The 20,366-nt window shown below is 63.2% G+C and carries 1 protein-coding gene; it reads right to left on the bottom strand.

Annotated features, from left to right (window positions below; translation table 11 throughout):
• Positions 1-23: 23 nt before the first annotated feature.
• Positions 24-20,306: a non-ribosomal peptide synthetase gene (locus tag AS9A_RS02215; protein ID WP_013805262.1), complete on the bottom strand. Its 20,283-nt coding sequence runs from the start codon at positions 20,304-20,306 to the stop codon at positions 24-26.
• Positions 20,307-20,366: the final 60 nt, after the last annotated feature.

Genomic DNA, 20,366 nt, shown 5'->3' with positions numbered 1-20,366 from the left:
GTACTCTGATCAACCAGGCAGGGTCACAAACGACCGCTCGCATCTGCCAGATACTCGACAGCGCCCTGCGCTCCCCAGCGCACACGAATCCCGGTCCGGTACATCCGTTCGCCCTCGCCGTTGGTTGGGTCGGGGACAAAACGAGAAGCGGTCAGCGCGGTGGCCCGGACGTAACCGCGGCCAACAGCATCTCCAGCGAGATAAAGCTCGCCTTCACCACCTTCGGCAACAGGCTGGAGCGTGTCATCGAGTACCAGCACCTTCGATCCCGGCACTGGGTCGCCGAGTGCTGGCGCGCCGTTGGCGATGGTAGCTCCAGGCGCCTCCGGAGCACCCACTACGCGCACATCGGCGGCGGGGAGCGATGCATCCAGGGTGGCGTGCCGCCACAGCATGCCCGCTTCGGCTTCCCGTTCCCCCATATCAAGGGCAGACGATTCGGTCGCGGCGAGGACAAGTCGCAACACCGATTCGTGGACGTCACTGAAGTCTGCCAGCCGCACTGGTGTCTCGGTTGTCACATCGAGCCGGTCTCGCAACGCAGCCACGGCACCCGCGATGGCGCGGTGAGTCACCGCTACCGCGTGCAGATCCTCACTTTCGCCCGAGAACGCGATATAGGCAGTGTTGTCCAGCCGCACCTGGCCCAGCCTGTCGTAGAACGACACTGGGGCCGGGGACAGGGTCTTCAGCTGTGCCTTGACTTCGTCGTCGTCGAGGGACATCCACGTGGCGGCGGACGGAAGGCTGCCGCTGAACGCGCTCATCGTCACTCCGATACGCGTCCCAGATGCTGACAGTGCCGTAGCCACCACCTGATCCTCCACGCCGCGCGGATCAAGAAGCACTAGGGCGGCGCCGGTTTTCGCCACAGCCCATTGAGCGACGACCGCTTCGATCGATGGCGGCATGACGACGGCCACCGAGTCTTCTGGCCCTGCGCCCTGTCGTATGAGCAGACGCGCGAGCCGCGAAGACCGCTTATCCAGATTCATGTACGAAAGTGGCTTCGCATCCGTCAGAACGGCCGTTCCACCTGGATTCGCTTCAGCTGCCGCAGACAGTATCTGCGCGACCGTCTCAGCTGGAGGCGCTTCCGCACCGGTGAGGACACCAGTCTCGGCTGCTCCACCAGATGCCGCGTGTTGCGCTCCGCCACGAACAATGGATCCAGACTCGGTTTCGTCAGCGATGTCGATATCGCCAACGATGGCGTCAGGGTTGGCTGACACCGCCTGCACGACCCGTTCGAGTCGGCGCCCGAGCCGCTCAATCGACGAACCGTCAAAAATATCCGTCCGGTAGACGAAGCGCGCGGTCAGGCCTGCGGGCCGGCCGTCGTCAGTGAAATGCTGTTCCACGCCAAGCAGCAAATCGAACTTTGCCGACTCGTCGCCTTCGAGGGGCTCCACGGTGAGCCCGGAAAGTTCAACCTTGCGCTGTTGGGGGTTCAGCAGCGACAAAATGACCTGTACAAGGGGAGCGTGCGCGGTCGACCGCTGTGGCTTGAGTACCTCCACGAGTTGCTCGAAAGGCACGTCAGCATGCTCATATGCGCCCAGGTCGACCTGCCGAACGTGCTGCATAAGCTCGCTGAACGCGGCGGCGCTGTCCACCTGTGTTCGAAGGACCAGCGTGTTGACGAACATTCCTATGAGGTTGTCAAGCGCAGCCTCGCCCCGTCCGGCCACGGGCGTGCCGATCGCGATATCTCGCGCGCCACTCACGCGTGAGAGCACTACGGCGAGAGCGGCGTGCAACACCATGAACATCGATCCGCTGTGCCGATCAGCGAGGCTTACCAGCCCGCTGTGTTCAGCCGCGCTGAGTTCGACGGTGACATGGCCTGCTTCTGTCCCTGCGACCGCTGGCCGGGCCCGGTCGGTCGGAAGGTCGAGAAGCTCAGGCAGGTCTGCGAGAGCCTCCTGCCAGTAGCGAATCTGGCGCGATGCCAGCGACTCCGGATCGCCAGGGTCGCCCAGCACCTCTCGCTGCCACAGCGCGAAGTCCGCGTACTGCACCTCGAGCGGTGGCCACGCGGGGACTTCACCTGCTGCGCGGGCCGTGTACGCGATCATGACGTCGCGCGCCATCGGCGACATGGACTCACCGTCACCGATGATGTGGTGCACGATGATCGCGAGGATGTGTTCTTGCTCGGACAGTTCGAAGAGAGCACCTCGGAGCGGGACTTCCCTTGTGACGTCGAAGCCTCGGCCAGCGAAGCTCGTGACGTGTTCAACGACCTCTGACTCGGTGACGGCTCGCGGAGTCAGGTCAATCGTCACTTCGCTCGCACCTAGGATGACCTGTCCCGGTCCGTTCGCTGAATCGGGGAACATCGTGCGCAGCGACTCATGCCGCGCGACGACATCATTGACTGCCGCCTGCAGCGCGCCAGCATTCAGCTGGCCTGAGAGCCGCAGAACGAGGGGCATGTTGTACGCGGCTGACCCCGGGTCGATCCGGTTCAGCAGCCACATCCGTTGCTGCGCTAGCGAAAGCGGAATGTAATCCGGACGCGGGTCTGCCGGAGCAAGCGGCCGGACCGCGCCAGCGTGCGATTGCGCATGCTCAACTCGTTCGGCTAGCGCCGCCACCGACGGTGCGTCGAACAGATCTTGAACCCGGACACGAACGCCCAGTCCAGAGCTGATACGCGCGATCGCCTTCATCGCGGCAAGCGAGCTGCCACCGAGGTCGAAGAACGAGATATCCGTGCTCACGTGCTCCGCACCGAGTACCTCCGCGTACACGTCCGCGATGATCTCTTCAATCGGGTTTCGCGGTGCGATGTACGTCCGCGGGCCGAAGTCGAAGACAGGATCCGGCAGCGCCCTCCGGTCCAGTTTGCCGTTGGCGCTGAGCGGGAACTCCGCCAGAACCACCACAGCTGCCGGGACCATGTAATCCGGCAAGCGATCGGCCAGCGCGGAACGAATGTCGCCGCCATCCACTTCAGAGTCAGGGCGAGCCGTCACGTAACCGATGAGTTGATCTCCAAGGCGCGGGTCCTTACGAAGAACGACCACCGCACCGGTCACGCTCACGTGGTCCCGCAAGGCAGCCTCGATCTCGCCGAGCTCAATGCGCTGACCGCGCAGCTTCACCTGGAAATCAGTCCGGCCAAGATATTCGAGGGACCCATCCGGCAACCAGCGGACTAGGTCACCGGTGCGATACATCCGTTCACCGGGCGCACCGAATGGGTCTGCGACAAACCTGTCTGCTGTCAGATCCGGTCGATGCGCATAACCCCGAGCCAGGAGCGGTCCGGCCACATACAGCTCGCCAGCCACACCGATGGGTACTGCCTTGAGGCTCTGGTCGAGTACCAGCACCTGTGTTCCTGGCACTCCGCGACCGATGGGCACCGAGTTTGCACCGCTCGTCTGGTTATTCCACAAATATGTGTGCGTACGGATTGTCGCCTCAGCCGGGCCGTACGCGTTGTATAGGCCACCGTCACAGGCACGGCTGAAACGCCGGGCCAGCGCAGCGGAGAGCGCCTCGCCGCCGCTGAAAACGGTCCGCAGATTCCTCAGACCCGCACCATCCGTCACGCTCAGATACGCTTCGAGCATCGATGGGACGAAGTGGGTGACCGTGATCTTCTTGTCCGCGATTACTTCAGCGAGGTATTCCGGATCGCGATGTCCGCCGGGCTTCGCGAACACGAGCCGTGCTCCGGTTTGCAGGGGCCAGAACAGTTCCGCGACGGACGGATCGAACGTGACGGAAGTCTTCTGAAGTACCGCATCGTCGATCCCAATCGGGAAGTCATGCTGGTGCCACGCAAGGGAGTAGGCCAGCGAGTCACGGCTGACTTCGATGCCCTTCGGCCGGCCAGTCGACCCAGACGTGAACAGAATGTACGCCGTGTTCCCACCGTGAATCTTCGCGTGTACGTCCGCGCTTGTCAGTGACTGTGCGGAGTACGCGGACACGTCCAGGGAATCGATAACCACCTTAGGGCAGCGTGCATCTGTCGACGGTCCGGCGGTTTCGGTGGACACAATGATCAGCTGCGGATCCGCAGTGCTGAGCATGTGCTGGATGCGATCAGCCGGGTACTCGGGGTCTATAGGAACGTACGCTCCACCGGCCTTGAGGATCGCGTAGATCGCAGCGAGAAGGTCAACCGATCGATTGAGCATGACGGCTACGCGTGATTCAGCTTGCACGCCCTGCTCGACAAGATACCGGGCAAGCTGGTTCACGCGAGCGTTGAACTCGGCGTAGGTCACCTCTTCGTCGCCAGCGACGACCGCGACGCTGCCCGGAGTCTGGGCCGTCTGCATTTCGAACTGCGTGATGACATCCCGCATCGGCACCAGCAGAACGTCTTCCCACGAGTTCCACTCGAGAAGAACCTGCGTGTGCTCAGCAGCAGACATCACACCGATGTCGCTAACCTCGACGTCAGGGCCCTCGACAACCCGCTGGACAACGCGTTCGAAGCGCTGGGCAAACCGTGCGATCGACGACTCGTCGAACAGATCCGTCGCATACGTGAGGCTGAGCGTCATTCCTGCGGGAGCACCCGTGTCGTCCCAGTCTTGCAAGACACCAAAGCTGATATCGAACTTCGAACTATTGGTACTGATCTCGATGGGCGACACTGTCATGCCGGGCAGCTCAACGGTCGGGGAGGCATCGTCCTGCAGCGAGAGCATCACCTGGAAGAGCGGCGCGTGTGCCTGAGTGCGCACCGGGTTGAGAATTTCGACGAGCCGCTCGAACGGCACGTCCACATGGGTGAACGCGCCGAGGTCAGCTTCCCGGACCTGTGCGAGCAGCTCAGCGAACGAGAGACCCGGATCCACCTCAGTGCGCAGCACGAGGGTGTTGACGAACATGCCGACAACGTCATCGAGGGCGCGCTCGCCGCGGCCCGCCACCGGCGTTCCGAGGGGAATATCAGTTGTTCCCGACATCCGCGACATGAGGACCGCAAGCGCCGCGTGTACCGCCATAAAGGTGGTCACATTGGAATTGCGGGCGAGCTGCACAAATTTCGTGTGCAGTTCCGCATCGATCCGGTACTCGTAGGTCGCGCCACGCATGCTCGCGACCGCAGGGCGCGGCCGGTCCGTCGGCAGCTCCACCAGCTCAGGCAAACCGGCGAGTGTCGACTTCCAGTACTCGAGTTGCTGCGAGGCAAGAGATTCGGGATCGTTTTCATCCCCGAGCAGTTCGCGCTGCCAGATAGCGAAATCGCCGTACTGGACTTTGAGGGGATCCCAACTGACGTCCTGGCCATCCGCGTGCGCACTGTACGCAACCATGACATCGCGTGCGAGCGGACGCATTGATTCACCGTCGGCTGCGATGTGGTGCACGACGATGACCAGAACGTACTCGTCGTCGGTGAGCTGATACAGCCCCGCACGGATTGGCGGCGCAGCGGTGACGTCGAAGCCGCGCTGCGCGACCTTACGGATCGCTTCGGCAAGGCCTGTCTCGTCGCCGACCGGCTGCGGTGTCAAATCGAGCGGCACCTCGCGAGCCGCGACAACCTGCTGGACAGGCCCGTCGGCGGTCTCCGGGTACATCGTGCGGAGAACGTCATGCCGGGCAATGACATCGAGCACCGAAGCCTGCAGCGCCGAGACATCGACGGTCCCGTTCAACCGCAGCATCAGCGGAATATTGTAGGCCGCTGACTCTGTGTCGAGCTGGTTGATGAACCACATCCGTGACTGGGCGAGTGACAGCGGCGCAGGCGCCGTGCGCGGCTGCGGAACCAGCGGAGGACGGGCATGCTTGCTCTCGTCCGAAGTCTCGACGACGACCGCGAGCTGAGCAACTGTCGGGGCCTCAAATAGCTCGCGGACCCCAATCGTGCGGCCTGTCGCTTCACTGACACGCGCGGCGACCCGAGTCGCCGAGAGCGAGTTACCGCCGATATCAAAGAAGTCGTCGTCGGCACCCACCCGGTCACGGCCGGTGATCTCACCGAAGATGCCCGCGATGATTTCTTCGACCGGGCTTGAGGGTGCCCGGAATTCGACCAGCGCCGCGCCCACCACATCCGGCTCAGGCATTGCCTGGCGGTCGATCTTTCCGTTCGCAGTGAGCGGCATCGCCTCGAGCTGCATGAACACCTGCGGAACCATGTGCGGTGGCAGTTGCTCAGCGAGTGCGGCTTTGACTGCGGGGACGTCAACCGCACCTGCAGAGCCGACTATGTAGGCGACGAGGACATCGCCAGTGTTCGCATCGTGGTGGACTGCTGCCACCGCCTGATCGATGGACTCGTGCCGCGCGAGCGCCGCTTCGATCTCCCCGAGTTCGATTCGCAGACCACGGATCTTCACCTGGAAATCGGTACGCCCGAGGTACTCAAGGTCGCCGTTCTTGTTCCAGCGAACCAGGTCACCTGTGCGGTACAGGCGCTCACCGTTTCCGCTGAACGGGTTCGCGACGAACCGGTCGCTCGTGGTGCCCGCCCTGCGGTGGTAGCCACGCGCGAGCGCGACACCCGACAGGTACAGTTCGCCGGCTACACCGACCGGTACCGGGTGCAACCGTGAATCAAGGACCACCACGTCGGTTCCACGCACCGGACGACCAATATCGATCGCTTGCCCTGCCGCCATCGGCGCACTGCTTGTCGACCAGATGGTCGCCTCAGTGGGACCGTACAAGTTCAGCATCGTGCGTCCCGGCGCGAACTCGGTGACCAGCTCAGGTGGGCATGCTTCACCGGCCACCAGCAGCGTACGGATATCCGTCACATCACTGCGATCCAGCGAGGCAAGGACGGACGGCGTGATCACAGCGTGCGTGACATGGTGGTCGCGAAGCACTGCACCCACGGCCCCAGCGGCCTCACGACCGCCCTCCACCACAACAAGTGTCGCCGCGGAACCGAACGCCATCAGAAGCTCAAACACCGAAGCATCGAAACTTGGCGACGCGAATTGCAGGACTCGGGACTGTGAGTCGAGCGCGAACCGATCGATCTGTTCGTGGACGACAGAGGACAGTCCGCTGTGGGTGACCACGACACCCTTCGGCAAGCCCGTCGAGCCTGAGGTGTAGATCATGTATGCGGCGGCGTCTGGTCTGATCGGGAAGCCCCGCTCCGAGTCGGTCAGCGTCTCTGTGCTGTAGGCCGCCAGCTTCTCGGAGAGGGCCTCGCTGCCGATGGCCAGCCATTCGATGCTGCCTGGAAGCTGACTGACATCGCTGCTGTGTGCGACACCGATAGCGGCCGCCGAATCCGACACCATGTGGGCGATGCGGTCCTCGGGGTACGAGGGGTCGACGGGAAGGAAAGCTGCCCCAGCTTTTGCGGCCGCCCAGACCGCGATCACGAGGTCTTCGGAACGAGGCATGGCGAGCGCGACGACCGAATCCGCGGTGACGCCGCGCGCCAGCAACATCCGGGCAAGCTGACTCGATCGCGCGTCGAGCTCCGCATAGGTGAGCGTGGTGTTCCCGGAAATCACCGCGGTGCGCTGCGGATCAGCGGCTGCGGCTGCGCTGAAGATCTCTGGCAGAGTCTGTAGCGCGGCGGCCGACTCACCGGCCACCGGCACGAGAGCAGCGTGTTCGGCGTAATCGATGAGCACCGCATCACCGACTGAGTGGTCCGGTGCGGCAACAAAGTGCTGAAGAAGTTGCACAAAGCGGCGCGCGAACGAATCAATGGTATCGGCATCGAACAGGTCGGTCGCGTAGACGAAGTGGCCTTCGATACCGGCGGGCTCGCCGGTATCGTCCCACTTCTCAGCCAAGTCGAGCATGAGGTCGAACTTGGTGGTGTGCACATCTACTGTCTGGAACTCTGCGGCGATTCCGTCCAGTTCGAACGCGATCGGTTCGGTGTTCTGGAACGCGAGCACCACCTGGAAAAGCGGTGCGTGGGCGGTCGAGCGGTGCGGCTTCAGGACGTCGACGAGTTGCTCGAATGGGACATCGGCGTGCGTAAAGGCTGCCAGGTCCCGGTCACGCACTGAACTGAGCAGGTCGGTGAACGATTCCGAACCTTCGATCGGCGTGCGCAGCACAAGCGTGTTGACGAACATGCCGACAAGTGGGTCGAGTGCGCGCTCCCCGCGGCCGGCGATCGGCGTGCCGATGGTGACGTCCTCTGTGCCGGAAAGACGCGCCAGGAGGACCGCGTACGCGGCATGCATCACCATGAAAAGGGTGGCGCGATTACTGCGCGCGAGGTGCTGCAGATCGCGCTGCAGTTCAGCATCGATGGCGAACGACATCGTCGCGCCGCGCTGCGACTGCCGCGCTGGCCGTGGCCGGTCCGTGGGCAGTTCCAGCAGTTCTGGCACGCCCGCGAGCGTTTCCTTCCAGAATTCGATCTGGCGACCCGCCAGGGACTCAGGATCGTTCTCGTCACCGAGAAGTTCCCGCTGCCACAGTGCGAAGTCAGCGTATTGGACCTGTAGGGGTTCCCAAGCCGGAGCATCACCGTTCGCGCGGGCCACATAGGCTCCCACGAGGTCGGTCGCCAGCGGCTTCAGCGAGGCGCCGTCGGCCGCGATGTGATGCACCACGAGGAGCAGGGTGTACTGGTCGGGAGCGGTACGCAGCAGCGCGGCGCGCACCGGCGCCTCGGCTGTGACATCGAAGCCGACCGACGCGAGCGCGAAAAGCTCGCGATGCAATTCCGTCTCCGCGATATCAACGGGTGAAATGTCGATCCCAACCTTGGACGCGGGCAGAACAACCTGCACTGGCCCCTCGTCGGTTGCGGGGAACACCGTCCGCAGCGACTCATGGCGGCCAATCACATCCAAAATCGCTTCTTGCAGGGCTGACACGTACAGCTTGCCGGTGAGACGCAGGACCAGCGGCATGTTGTACACAGCGGACGCGGTGTCGAAGCGGTTCAGGAACCACATCCGCTGCTGCGCCAGCGAGAGCGGAAGCCGGTCCGGCCGGTCACCCGGCACGAGTTTCGGCCGGGACGTAATCCGTGACCCCTCGTGCTCGAGCATGGCGGAAAGTCCCGCGACTGTCGGCGATTCGAACAAGTCACGCAGCGTCAGTTCCGCACCGAGCGCATCATTGATGCGCGCCGTGACCAGGGTGGCGCTCAGGGAGTTGCCGCCGAGGTCGAAGAACGACTCGTTAACGCTGATGCGATCGAACGAGGTGACTTCCGCGAAGATGCCCGCGACGATTTCTTCGACCGGGCCAGACGGCGCCACAAAGGTTTTGGCTGATCCGCCGAGATCCGGCGCTGGCAGTGCCTTGCGGTCGAGTTTGCCGTTGATGTTGAGCGGAAGCTCATCGAGCACCATCAGCGTGCGCGGAATCATGTAGTCCGGCAGCTGCTTAGCTGCCTCTCGTTTGATGGCATCGAGGTCGACGGAAGCGTCCGGTTCAGTGGTGAGATACCCGACAAGCTGCTCGCCACCTGACGGATCGTGGTACAGCGTCACGACAGTCTGATCGACACCCTCGTTCGCTCGCAGCACAGCCTCGATCTCGCCGAGTTCGATGCGAAGACCACGCAGTTTCACCTGGAAGTCGGTACGCCCGATGTACTCGAGTTCTCCATTGACTGTCCAGCGAACTAGGTCACCGGTGCGGTACATCCGCTCGCCAGCTTCCCCGAACGGGTTCGCCACGAAACGATCCGCACTGAGGTCTGGTCGCCCGACATATCCGCGTGCCAATTGAATACCAGCGAGATACAGCTCGCCCTGGACACCGATCGGCACCAGGCGCAGCCGCGAATCGAGCACGTACACCTGCGTGTTCCAGACTGGTGCGCCGATCGGGACCGTGACCGTGTCTTCGGCCGTGTACTGGTGGTACGTCACATCCACGGCGGCTTCAGTCGGCCCGTAAAGATTGTGCAGTTCAGCACTAGTCAGCCGGGTAAGCGCTTCGGCTGCGGGCGGCGCGAGTGCTTCACCACTGGCGAAGACCAGCCGCAGCGTTTCGAGTTGCTCCTTGCGGCCGCCTTCCGCTGCGGAAGCAACGAACACCGCAAGCATCGACGGCACGAAGTGCAACACGGTGACACCCTGGGCACCGATCAGATCACAGAGATAGGCGGGGTCGCGGTGACCATCGGGCAGCGCGATGACGAGCCTAGCGCCGAGTTCCAACGGCCAGAAAAACTCCCACACCGACACATCGAAGGTGAATGGTGTTTTCTGCAGGACTACATCGCGCTCAGTGAGACGATACTCAGCCTGCATCCAGAGCAGCCGGTTCACGATCGCCCGGTGGCTGACGGCCACACCCTTCGGCCGTCCCGTTGACCCCGACGTGTAGATGACGTACGCGGTGTTATCGGTCCGGATAGGCGCCCCACGGTCCTCATCTGTGACCGGAGCGGAGCTGAACGCCGAGAGGTCAAGCCGGTCGATCTCCAATGACTCCACAGCGCCCTGCATGGCGACGCGATCACGGCTCGTGGTTACCACACATACCGGGTCAGCCGATTCGAGCACCCACGCGATGCGGTCTGCCGGGTGGTCCGGATCCACCGGAACGTAGGCACCTCCCGCTTTCACGATGGCGTACATGCCGACAACCATCTCGAGCGACCTGCGGGCGACGAGCGCAACGCGCGATTCAGGGCCGACGCCGCGTTCGATCAGCTTGCGCGCGACCTGATTTGCCCAGCCATCGAGTTCCGCGTACGTGACCTCACGTTTGCGGTAAACGAGAGCGATAGAGTCCGGAGTCTTCGCAGCCTGCTCTTCGAACAGCGAGACCAGCGTCGTTTCAGGCACCCAGTGCGCGGTGTCATTCCAGCCTGCTGCATCCTGCGTGCCCGCCCCGATCTGTGGCAGCAGATTAGCCGCGCCGATCGTTCCCAGTGCTAGCTCCGCGTCACCGGCTACTGCATCGAGCACCGGCAGCAAACGGTCCATCAGCTGCATCGCAGCCGGTTCGCTGGCGGCACCTGCCGCATAGGTCAGCAGAGCAAGCGCATAGTGCCCCTCGCGTCGCACACGCTGGTCCCCCAGCCTGGTACCGATGTCGTGAGCACGGGTGATCACTTCTGAATAGGTGATCGCGCGATCCTCGACCGTGAACGCGACCGCATCAGGCTTCTCGTGAGCCGCAGTTTCCAAACGCCGTTCCAGCCCGCCCATGGATGCGTGCCGGTTCGTGAAAAGATTCTGTTCATGCTCGCTGAGGATGTTGACGTCCCCGATTGCGATACTGACGTCCGAGCACGCTGACTCAAGCAACCGCGTGTACCGATCGGCGTATTGTTCGATCGTTGCGCGGTTGAAAAGGTCCGTCGCATAGGTGATCAGCGCCTTGATACCGGCCGCTGAACCGTCTTCACCGCGAATCTCTTCGAGCGTCATGAGGATGTCGAACTTCGCTGTGTTGACGTCGATCGCGTCGGCAACAACCTCAAGCCCCGCGATGTCGAACTTCACCGGGTCTGTGTTCTGGAACGCGAGCATCACCTGGAACAGCGGTGAGTGGTCAGCTGCTCGCTCAGCCCCCACTTCGCGGACGACACGCTCGAACGGGACGTCCGCGTTCTGGAACGCAGCAAGGTCGGTTTCCCGGGATTGGGAAACGAGTTCCGCGAACGTCGCTTCAGGCTCGACATGCGTCCGCAGAACGAGAGTGTTGACGAACATGCCCGCAAGCTGGTCGAGAGACGCTTCACCGCGGCCCGCGATCGGTGTGCCGATCGCTATATCAGTCGTCCCGGACAGCCGCGCCAGCAGCGCAGCGAACGCAGCGTGAGTCACCATGAAAACGGTGGCATTGCTGCGCCGCGCGATCTCCTCGATCTGTCGGTGCAGGTCCGCGTTCAGCTGGAACGAAACCGTGTCGCCCTGCAGGGATTGTTCCGGCGGCCTGGGATGATCAGTGGGCAGCGGCAACAGCCCCGGCGCGCCGGCGAGAGTGTGCGACCAGTAGGCGAGCTGACGGGACAGCACGCTCGACGGATCGGTCTCCGCACCGAGTACCGCACGCTGCCACAACGCGTAATCCGCGTACTGGATCTCGAGCGACTCCCACTCAGGGGCACTGCCGCCAGTGTGCGCCGCGTACGCAACCATGAGGTCCGCCGCCAGCGGTGCCATCGACGCACCGTCCGCGGCAATGTGATGCATGACCACGGCCAGCACGTGCCGGGACTTGTCCAAGTCAAAAAGCATGACCCTGATGGGCAGGTCTTTCGTCACATCGAAGCCGCGTGTAGCGAAGTCAGCGCTAGCGGCGTCGACGTCGGAGGCCTTCACTCGCCTCACCGGGATATCCGCCGCCACCTGATCCGGAGTGAGGATCAGTTGGTAAGGGCCTTCTGTATCAGCCGGGAAAATTGTCCGCAGCGCCTCATGACGGGCGAGCACATCCCCCATTGCTGACTGCAGGGCCGCGACATCGAGCGCGCCCCGCATGTCGAGGGCGAACGCGATATTGTAAACCGCCGACGTTGGGTCGAACTGGTTGATGAACCACATGCCCTGCTGGGCGAGGGAAACTGGGATCCGGTCTGGGCGCGGCGCTGGAGTCAGCGCTGGACGCTGCGCGTCTCCAGCACCTGCAAGCAGGGCGACCGCACGCTCAGCGAGTTCCGCAACTGTCGGGCGCTCGAACACTTCCCGCACGCCCAGGCGGCAGCCAATCGCATCGTTCGTCCGCGCGGTGACCTTGGTGGCTGTCAGCGAGTTGCCGCCGAGGTCGAAGAAGCTGTCGTGGACACCGACCCGATCCAGACCCAGGACGTCTGCGAACACCTCAGAGATCGCAATCTCCGCGGGTGTCCGCGGGGCGACGTACGCCTCCTCGGCGGACGCGAAGTCAGGCTCGGGGAGGCGCCTGCGATCGAGTTTGCCGTTGACCGTCAGTGGGATCTCGTCGAGAACAATGATCCCAGACGGAACCATATGGGAGGGAAGGCTCTCAGCGAGGTGTTCACTCAGTGCAGCGGTATCGATCGTCGCTCCGGCGACAGGCTTCACGTAGGAAACGAGCCGAGTGATGTTGTTCGCACCGGTGTGACCGATGGTGACAGCGAAGTCCACAGTCGCATACGTGCTGAGCACCGCGTCGATTTCACCCAGTTCGATGCGGAAACCGCGCACCTTCACCTGGAAGTCAGTGCGGCCCAGGTATTCGATCTCCAGGCCACCGGACGGCCCGTCCGTGGTCCAGCGCACGAGGTCGCCGGTGCGGTAAAGCCGGTCACCCGGGACGCCGAACGGGTTCGCGACGAAACGCTCGGAAGTGAGGCCAGGCCGCGCGTGGTAGCCGCGTGCCGCACCGAGACCGGAGACATACAGTTCGCCAGGCACACCTAGAGGGACTGGGCGCAGTCGTGAATCGAGAACCAGCGCTTCGGTTCCGCGGATCGGCGGGCCGATCGTCACCGTTTTCTGTCCTGGCGACATCGGGTCCGAAATCATCACCATGATGGTGGTTTCCGTCGGACCATAGCCGTTGTACATACGGCGGCCGGGTGCCCACCGTGCAACAAGATCAGCTGGCACCGCCTCGCCACCTGCGACGACGTGCTGGAATGTGTCGAGACCTTCAGGATCCACCGACGCGAGCGCTGCAGGCGTGATGAACGCGTGCGTCGCTTTCTCCTCGCTGATGACCGCAGCGAGCTCTTCCCCGCCGTAAGTGCCCGGCGGGACGATCACCATGGTCGCACCGGTGCCGAATGCGAGCAGGTACTCGAGTACAGACGCGTCGAAACTCGGTGACGAGAAGTGGAGGACACGCGAGTCGTGCGCCACGCTGTAGCGTTCCCGCTGTTCAGCCGCGAAGTTCGCGAGCCCGGTATGGGTGACCACAACTCCCTTGGGCACGCCGGTCGAGCCTGAGGTGTAGATCATGTACGCGGTGTTCCGCGGCCTGATTGGCTGGAGGCGGTGCGCATCTGTCACCGGCTCCGCCGAGTAGCGCGTGAGTTCGGCGCCGAACGCCGGATCGTCGACCACAATCCAGTCGACTGTGTCCGGAAGATGGCTAACCTGTGATGAGACAGTGAGACCGACACGCGCACCCGAGTCCGTCAGCATGTGCTCAATGCGCTCGACCGGGTAGTCGGGGTCGATCGGCACAAACGCGCCGCCAGACTTCGCGACCGCCCAGACACTGAGGATCGACTCCTGCGAGCGCGCCATACCGAGAGCGACAAAGTCCTCCGCTTTGACACCGCGGTCGATGAGCAGCCGCGCGAGCTGCGAGGAGCGTGCGTCAAGTTCGCGATACGTCAGCGATCGGTCACGGTCCACAACCGCGATGTTGTCGGCCGCTGCGGCAGCGGCTTCACTGAAAATTTCCGGCAGCGGCCGCGGCTCGATACCAGCGGGGCCGACGACGGGGGCGAGCTGCGAGTGTTCCTGCGCCGTGAGAACGTCATAGCCGCCGTAACGGCTGCCCGGGGCCTCGGCGATCGCCGACACGGTGCGTACGAGCCGATCAAGGACTGCCCGCATCCGGCTGCCGTCGAGCAAGTCCGGGAAGTATTTGATGATGAGCTGCAACGCCGGTTCCGCGTGCGCGATGACCGTGACCGGATAGTGCGCAGCGTCGAGACCGGTGACGCCCGTAATGCGCATACCCGCGATGTCATTGTCTTCTCCGAGACCAGCACGGTCGACCGGGTAGGACTCGAATACGGTCAGCGTGTCGAATATGGCGCCTTGTCCTGCGGCTCGCTGGATGTCGGCAAGCTGGACGTAATGGTGCTCGAGCAGACCAGCCTGCTCGGTCTGGAGCCGGGTGAGCAGCTCCGCGAAGGTTTCAGTCGGCTCAAGCCGCACCCGCACAGGCAAGGTGTTGATGAACAAGCCAATCATGTCTTCAACGCCGTCGAGCTGCGGCGGCCGGCCTGACACGGTCGCACCGAAGACAATATCGTCGCGTGCCGATTCGGTGGCGAGGACGATGCCCCACGCAGCCTGAATGACGGTGTTTACGGTGACCCCGAGTTCGCGGGCAACGTGTGAGATCTGCTGGGAGAACTCGGGTGAGAACTGGTGTGAGATCTCCTGTGGCGGTGCCTCGTGTCGCCGGGCCCGCTCCAGCGGGATGAGCGTGGACGGCTCCTCCACTCCCGCGAGCGCATCGCGCCATACCTGCAGCGACACCTGCGCGTCTTGCTGACCCACCCATTCCAGGTAGTCCTTATACGACCGGACGGCAGGGAGTTGCGACGAGTCACCGTCGAACAGGTACAGCCCGATCAGGTCGCGCAGATACAGCGGAGTGGACCAGCCGTCCATCAGGATGTGGTGGTTGGTCAGGACTAGCCGGTACTCGCCCGGCGCGACCACGAGAATGGTGACGCGCACGAGCGGCGCGCGCGCCATGTCGAAGCGGGCCGCGCGATCCTCAGCGAGGGCCTGGTCGACCGCAGCATCGATGGCTGAACCACGCAGCTCACCATCTGCCGTGAGATCACGCAGCGTGACGGTCGCTTCCGCTTCACCCAGCACAACCTGGATCGGGTCGCCCACATTGTTGGTCGCGAACGCGACACGCAGGTTCGGGTACCGGGCGAGTACCCCGTTGACGGCACGGCGCAGCCGGTCCTGGTCGATCGTGCCCTTGACGTTGAGCACCAGCTGAACCATGTAGGCGTCGACACTGTCTTCGGCAAGTACCGCGTGAAACAGCATGCCGGCCTGCAGCGGTGACAGCGGCCAAATATCGGTGACCTGATGGAACTGGGTTTCGAGGGCGGAGATCGTCCGCTGGTCGACCGCGACAAGGGGCACATCGGACGGTGTGAGACCACCGGCTTGGGGGTCCTCCGCGTATCGTCCGATCGCGGCCAGCGAATCGCGCCAAATTTCCGCGAACTCCGCAGCTTCGTCGCTTGTCAGCAGTTCCGACGGGTACAGAAGCACGATCTTCAGCACCTGGCCAGCCGCGGTAGGAGCGATCATCGCCGTGATGTCGAGGACACCAGAAGCAGCCATATCCGGCGCGAAGGTGAACATGAGTTCGTCAGCATCGTCTGATGGCATCCACCCCAGATCGCGGAGTTCCTCAGGGATCTCGCTGGTGACGAAGCGCCCGAGATAGTTGAACATCACCTGCGGCTGCGCCGCGCTACCGAGACGCTCCGCACCCTCAGAGTGCAGGTAACGCAGCATGCCGTAACCGATGCCGCGATCCGGCACCGCCCGCAGCTGTTCCTTGACGGCCTTGAGAAGCACGCCAGCCGACGCTCCCCCGGCCATCGCATCAGCGATGTCACAGTCGGTCGTATCGAATCTGATTGGCGCGACTGTGGTGAACCAGCCCATTGTGCGGGTCAGGTCGGCCCCGGGAACGGCGCCCTCTTCCCTGCCATGCCCTTCCAGGCCAATGAGCGGTGTTTGCGCGTCGCGCCATTTACCGAGCGCAAGTACAAGCGAGGCAATCAAGCCGTCATCGACGCCACCGCGAATAACCTCGGGAACCCGCGTGAGCAAGACGTCGGTGATAGCGGGATCTATCTCGAGCGTCAGCCGGTCCAGGGTCGCGTTGATGTCGCGTGCCGGATCGAACTGGCGGGCGCCAAGCACGGGTTCCGTGCCGGTGAGCATCGATTCCCAGATACCGAACTCGTCCTCACGGGCACCTGATTCCTCCACAAGTCCGTGTGACCAGCGGCGGAACGAGGTGCCAACCGGCGCGAGTTCCGGTTCGCGTCCGGAGCTGATTTGTGCCCACGCAGATGCAAGGTCCGGCACGATGATCCGCCAAGACACGCCGTCGATCGCGACGTGGTGGATCACCAGGAGAATCCGCCCGGGCGAACCGGCCCCGGTATCGAACCAGATCGCCCGCAACATGACACCGTTTACCGGATCAAGCTGATCCGCCGCAGCTACGAGTTGGTTCGAGACGATGTCCTGGAACTCGGCAGTGCCCGGGGTTTCGGAGACCTTGACCCGGGTGAGCAGTGCATTAGCGTCAACTGTGCCTGGCTCGGGGACGACCAGCGTATGCCCGTCGATCCTGGCCCGAAGCAGGTCATGGTGGTCGATGACGGCTTGGAGGGTCCGTCCAATACCGTCTTCGGTGATCCTTGGAGGCAGGGTGAGCAGTGCTGCCTGCGAGTACTGGCGGTAGTCACCGCCACGCTCAACCATCCACTCCATGACCGGGGTGAGCGCCATTTCGCCGGTGCCGCCGCCGTCGAGTTCCGCGAGTACCGCCGCAGAGTCCGCAGTGTCTGCGGCGCGCGCGACGAGGGCTAGCGCAGAGACAGTTCGCCTCTCGAAGATGTCACGCGGAGAGATGATTATCCCCGCGGCTTTCGCCTGCGAAACAACATGAATCGACATGATGCTGTCGCCACCGAGGGCGAAAAAGGAATCATCCAGACCGATGGTGGGCAGGCCCAGGGTGTCGGCGAAAATCTGAGCGAGTATGCGCTCCGTCTCGTTCGCTGGTTCACGCGACGAAGACACCATCGAGCCGAAGTCGGGAACGGGAAGAACTTTACGGTCAATCTTCCCGCTCGGCGTCAACGGGAATTCGTCAAGGACAACGAGCGCAGAGGGCACCATGTAGCTCGGCAAGAACTCCGAGATGCTCGACAGCACGGACGTTTCGTCGACGTTGTTCGCAGCTCCGACAACGTAACCGACGAGCCGGTCTGGTGTTCCGTTGCCACGGTGCACCACTGCAGCTGCCTGCGCCACATCCTGGTGGCTGAGCAACGCGAGTTCCACCTCACCGAGTTCGATGCGGAAACCACGAAGTTTCACCTGAAAATCGGTGCGGCCGATGTATTCGAGTTCGCCATCATCGCGCCACCGCACAAGGTCACCGGTGCGGTACATGCGCTCGCCAGGCACGCCGAACGGGCTTGCGACGTACCGGTTAGACGTCAGCTCTGGCAGGCCACCATATCCACGGCCCACACCGACACCGCCGACATAGAGCTCACCTGCGACGCCGACGGGGACAGGAGCGAGGCTACGGTCGAGTACGTACAGCTCGATATTCGGGATCGCGTGGCCGATCGGGACCGACTGGAGGTCCTTCAGCGACATCTCCGCGAAGGACACCACGTCCGAGGCTTCCGTGGGCCCGTAACTGTTGACGATGCGGACACCGGCGCGCAGCAGGCTTTCAAGCGGCCGCGGGCGAATGGCCTCCCCACCGAGGAATACGGTGCGCATTTTCTTGAGGACACCTGCGGTGTCCGACTCTACGAGCGCCTCGAACGCGCTCGGCGACATATTCGTCAGCGTGACCGCGTGCTCAGAAATCGCAGGAAGTATTTCGCTCGGGTCGAAACCGTCCTGAGCGAGAACGATATGCGCCCCGCTGGCCAGTGCCGCCCACACGTTCTTCTGAGTGAGGTCGAAACCTGGTGACGAGGCGACGAGCACACCCTCACCCGGTGTGAGTTTCACGTCATCGCAGTACCACGCAACAGTGTTTGCGACGCCGGCCATCGGAACGACAGTGGGCTTCGGGCGCCCCGTCGAGCCTGACGTGGAGATGACGTACGCAGTGCGGGCTCCGGCGCCGGCCTCCAGCCAGGGGTCTGCCGGTTCGGTAGGCGGCTGAGCGTTCTCTCGCGACAGGCTCACGAGGTCACATTCGATTAACGCCCCAGGCGGAACTGAACCTGCGTGCTCCCAGCCTGGGAGGCTCACGACCACTGCCGCGTTCGTGTCCGTCAGGACTGCCTCGAGCCGGTCAGCGGGGAATGCGGGATCGACGGGTGCGTAGCTCGCACCCACCTGCCAAGCCGCTAGCATGCCGACGACCCATTCCCGGGACCGGGGCACTGCGAGAGCGACGACGCTCTCACGGCCAACCCCCCTGGCCGATAGCTTTGCCGCGAGGGCATCAGCGGACTTTCCGAGCTCGCCGTAGGTCAGGCTGCCCGCAGTGCTTACGACAGCAATATCGCCGGGCGCAGCTTCAATGCGGGCACGGACGGCTCCGCTGAGGGAACGCAACTCGGGAACGAGCGGGGTACGGGGACCGCGAGCCCAGCCAAGTACAGACTCCCGCTCATCCTGCCCGAGAATCGAGATAGAGCGGATCGACTCGGACTCACCAAGTTCGAGGAAGCGCTGCAGGTAGGTACGGAAACGGGCATGGTGCCGCTCGAGTTCAACACGTGAGTAGCGTCCCGGATTCGCTTCGAAATCGATGTGAATCCGTTCCGGGCCTGAACTCGGATACAGGTTGACGGACAGGTCTTCGACGGGACCCGTACTCAGGATGTGTATTTCGCCGGTGACGTCGCCGAACCGCAACTCCGGCTGGAACATCATGATGTTGATGGTGGGACCGAAAAACTCGCGGTCCGCCGACACGCTGCCCATGTCACGGCGAATGTTTTCGTATCGGAAACGCTGATGACGCAGCGCCGAGAAGATCTGGCTCTGCACAAGGTCAGTCAGCTGCTTGGGAGTCTGGTCAGGCGTGGCCGCGATTCGCAAGGGAACCACGTTGGAGACCATGCCGCCGGACCGGCGCATCGTTTTCGTCACACGCGCTGATACGGGCAGACTGAGCACGACTTCGTCGTTCCCGGTCACGCGTGCCAGATAGGCACCGAAAGCCGCGATCGTGGCAGGTGACCAGGAGCCGTTATACCGCTGCGCTGATTTTTCGAGCAGCCGCTCCGTCGCTTCGCCCACTGAAGATGAGGCAACGAGGCTCTGTTTCCCGGCAGGCGCTGAACGCTGCGCGAGCGAAACCCGATCTGGAAGTCCTTCTGTGTATGCACGCCAGAATTCCCGGTCGCGCTCAAATCGCGGGGACTGGCGGTAAGCGACTTCCGACTCGTAGATTGCGCGTAATCCCTCGACCGGCGCTGCGGGCGGCTCGTCGCCATTCACCAGTGCGGAGTAGATCTCGCTCACACGAGTCAGCGCGTTCATCGCACCGAAACCGTCGACTGCGACATGGTGAATTCGCTGGTACCAGAAGTAACGCCCGCGGCCGACCTTGATGAGGCTGGATACTGCCAGGCGATCCCTAGAGATATCTATCGGTGACGAGTACTCATCGCGCATCCACTTCCGGGCCCGCGACACCGCGTCCTTGGCGCCACTGAGGTCGAGGAAAGTGATGCTGTCGTCAATAGATCTATCAACCATTTGGACTGGCGCACCGCCGGACTCGACGATCCTGATGTACCCAGAACCGGTTTCCCGGCCTGCCTGCATGGCGGCACGCGTCAGAAGTTCATGATCAACTTCACCGTGAATCTCTACGTACTGCGCGATCGTGACTGGCGTCTCTGGATCAAGCTGCTGCGCCATCCAGATGCTGTACTGAGCCGACGACAGCGGGAATGAGCTATCGCCAACGGGCTGCTCCTCCGCACGGTCAATCTCCGGCACATCACTAGGACTCACGCGTCATCTCCATTTGCACCAGCACAACCACAAAGACGCCTTCAGGGTCTTCTTCTAGGC

Origin of the sequence: Hoyosella subflava DQS3-9A1 (assembly GCF_000214175.1) — a bacterium.
Lineage (GTDB): Bacteria > Actinomycetota > Actinomycetes > Mycobacteriales > Mycobacteriaceae > Hoyosella > Hoyosella subflava.
This window is presented reverse-complemented; position numbering and strand designations above follow the sequence as displayed.